Genomic DNA, 2482 nt, shown 5'->3' with positions numbered 1-2482 from the left:
GTGTGTTTAAGCATGGAATGTTGACCCCATTGGCGGGGTGATACTTATCCAATTTTGACCCCTCCCTGATTTCATCGGACCATCCTGCTTTTGAGCGGATGGAGTGGGGAGTTGAAGAGAGTGGATACGATTGCGCGTGTCCGGCGAGCCTTCCATGTTCAGGGTTGGTCGGTAAAGAAGATCGCCAGGGAGCTGAATGTTTCGCGGAACACGGTCCGCAAGATTGTCCGCTCCGATGTCACCGAGTTTACCTATAAGCGCGAGCGTCAACCGCTGCCCCGGATCGGAGCCTGGAGAGGCGATGTCGAGCGTTTCCTGATTGCGAACGAAGGCAAGGCGTCTCGCGAACGGCTGACGCTGATCCGGATTTACGAGGAGGTCCGGGCACTTGGCTATGATGGTAGCTACGATACTGTCCGTCGTTACGCCAGGTCCTGGGCCAAGGCACGCGGAACGGTCACATCCGAGGCTTACGTTCCGCTCTACTATGCACCCGGCGAGGCTTATCAGTTCGACTGGAGCCACGAGATCGTCCTGATCAACGGTGTGACGACGACCGTGAAGGTCGCTCATGTCCGCCTCTGCCACAGCCGGATGATGTTCGCGCGAGCCTATATGCGTGAGAGCCAGGAGATGGTGTTTGACGCGCATGACAAGGCTTTCGCCTTCTTCCGCGGCACCTGCACACGCGGCATCTACGACAACATGAAGACGGCGGTGGAGGCCGTGTTTGTCGGCAAGGAACGGCTCTACAATCGTCGCTTCGTGCAGATGTGCAGTCACTATCTCGTCCAGCCGGTTGCCTGCACGCCCGCATCCGGCTGGGAGAAAGGACAGGTTGAGAACCAGGTCGGCCTTGTGCGCGAGCGCTTCTTCACGCCGCGCCTGCGGGTCAAGAGCCTGGAGGAACTGAATGCCTGGCTGCTCGACAAATGCGTTGCCTATGCCAAGGCTCATAACCATCCCGAACAGACGGCACAGACCATCTGGCAAATGTTCGAGGCCGAGCGCGTTAGCCTCGTGCGTTATGTCGGGCCGTTTGATGGCTTCCACAGTGTTCCTGCCTCTGTGTCGAAGACCTGCACGGTCCGTTTCGACAACAACAAATACTCGGTCCTGTCGACTGCCGTCGGCCGCCCCGTCGAGGTGCATGCCTATGCTGATCGGATCGTCATCAAGCAGGATGGGGTCAATGTTGGCGAGCACAAGCGTTGCTTCGGTCGCGGCGAGACCACCTACAATCCCTGGCATTATGTCCCTGTTCTGGCTCGCAAACCCGGCGCGTTGCGCAACGGCGCTCCATTCAGAGACTGGGCGCTGCCAGCCGCGATGGAAAAGGCCCGCAAGCGGCTGAAGAACGCCGATGATGGTGATCGGCAAATGGTCACCATCCTTGCATGCGTGCCCGTTGACGGACTGACGGCCGTCGAGGCGGCCTGTCAGGAGGCTCTCGATCACGGCGTCTGCTCGGCCTCTGTGATCATCAACATTCTGGCGCGAAGTCGCGATCCGGCTCCCACCGCCACCTTGCAAATCCCGGATGCGTTGCGGCTGACCCATGAGCCGGTCGCCGACTGCGCCCGTTACGACAGGCTCAGGAGGGCAAGTTGATGGAACGCACACAGGTTCTCGAACTGATGAGCTCACTGAAGCTCTACGGAATGCGCAGCGCCTACGACGAGATCATGGGCAATGGTATCAAGCGTCAGCACGAACCGCCCCAGATCGTCGGAGACCTTTTGCAGTCGGAGATTGCCGAGAAACAGGCCCGGTCCATCCGCTACCAGCTCACCATCGCCAAGTTGCCGCTGGCCAAGGACATCGATGACTTCGATTTTGCCGATACGCCCATCAATGAATCTCTGGTTCGGGATTTGGCCACCGGCACCTTCGTTGCCGACCAGCGCAATATCGTCCTCGTCGGTGGCACCGGAACGGGCAAGAGCCATCTGGCCATCGCGATTGCACGTGCGCTTATCCGTAACGGCACGCGCGGACGGTTCTACAATGTCGTCGATCTGGTCAACCGCCTGGAAACTGAAAGCCGGAACGGCAAGCAAGGTCGAATAGCCGATTACCTCACGCGCCTCGACTTCATCATCCTCGATGAACTCGGCTATCTGCCGTTCGCGCAGGCCGGTGGCCAGCTCCTCTTCCACCTGATCAGCAAGCTTTACGAGCGCACCTCGATCATCGTCACCACGAACCTTGCCTTCGGCGAATGGCCGTCGGTGTTTGGTGATGCCAAGATGACGACGGCACTCCTTGATCGCCTGACCCATCACTGCGAAATCGTCGAAACCGGGAACGAGTCCTGGCGCTTCAAGAACCGCTCTCAAAGCTAAAGCCGAAGACACCCATCACCCGCACTTGGCCTACCCTCTGCAACCCCGGCCAGCGCCGGGCAGGCCAAGCGCTGATCGCCTACAGGGGGGTGAAAATTGGATAAGTAAAAGGGGTGAATGTTCTGTGCCGATTGACA

The 2482-nt window shown here is 59.0% G+C and carries 1 protein-coding gene and 1 pseudogene; both read left to right on the top strand.

What is annotated here, in order from left to right; translation table 11 throughout:
• Window positions 1–111 precede the first annotated feature (111 nt).
• Window positions 112–1605: pseudogene (gene istA / locus GH784_RS27000) on the top strand (IS21 family transposase); the annotation flags it as partial.
• Window positions 1606–1610: 5 nt separating this feature from the next.
• On the top strand, window positions 1611–2345 hold the full coding sequence (gene istB / locus GH784_RS26995; protein WP_153794049.1) for an IS21-like element helper ATPase IstB: 735 nt from the start codon (window positions 1611–1613) through the stop codon (window positions 2343–2345).
• Window positions 2346–2482 lie beyond the last annotated feature (137 nt).

Source organism: Agrobacterium tumefaciens (assembly GCF_009649785.1).
GTDB classification, from domain to species: domain Bacteria; phylum Pseudomonadota; class Alphaproteobacteria; order Rhizobiales; family Rhizobiaceae; genus Agrobacterium; species Agrobacterium tumefaciens.
Note: the sequence above shows the minus strand (reverse complement) of the source record. Positions and strands in the feature narration are given on the sequence as shown.